At 71.1% G+C, this 671-nt stretch carries 1 pseudogene; it reads left to right on the plus strand.

Annotation, left to right across the window (positions count from 1 at the left end):
- Window positions 1-671, plus strand: a pseudogene (locus AC5RUJ_RS17850) (RNA polymerase sigma factor); the annotation flags it as partial.

Below are 671 nucleotides of genomic sequence, written 5' to 3' on the forward strand. Positions count from 1 at the left end.
CGTCCCCCGCAACCCGGCGGCGTGACTGACCACCGTGGCCAAGCGCCGGGCCATCGACTCCTGGCGGCGGGCCGAACGCCTGGAGGACCGTTACCAGGTGCTGGCCCGCGGGCTGCGGGACGAAGAAGACCTGCGTTGGGACCCCGTACCCGACGACGTGCTCCGGCTCGTCTTTACCGCCTGCCACCCGGTCCTCTCGCGGGAAGCGCAGGTATGCCTGACGCTCCGGGTCGTCGCCGGCCTGTCTGCCGAGGAGATCGGCCGGCTCTTCGTGATTCCGGTCGCCACGGTGCAACAGCGCATCGTCCGGGCCAAGAAAACCCTGGCCGCGGCGAAGGTCCCCTTCGAAGTCCCCGAACCGAACGACTGGGGCCCGCGGCTGGGCGCCGTCCTGCGCGTGGTCTACCTCCTGTTCACGGAAGGGTACGCGGCGACCTCCGGGAACCGTTGGATCCGGTCGGACCTGGCCGGCGAAGCCCTGCGGATCGGACGCCTCCTGGTGTCACTGGTGCCCCGGGAGCCCGAAGCGCACGCACTGGTGGCCCTGATGGAGTTCCAGGCGTCGCGTTTCGGCGCCCGCACACGGCCGGACGGCAGCGCGGTCCTGCTCGCCGACCAGGACCGGGATCACGGCGCAGCTTCCGCAAATCGCTTGAAGCGGGCCAGCTGGC

The organism is Arthrobacter sp. Y3223164, assembly GCF_059091005.1.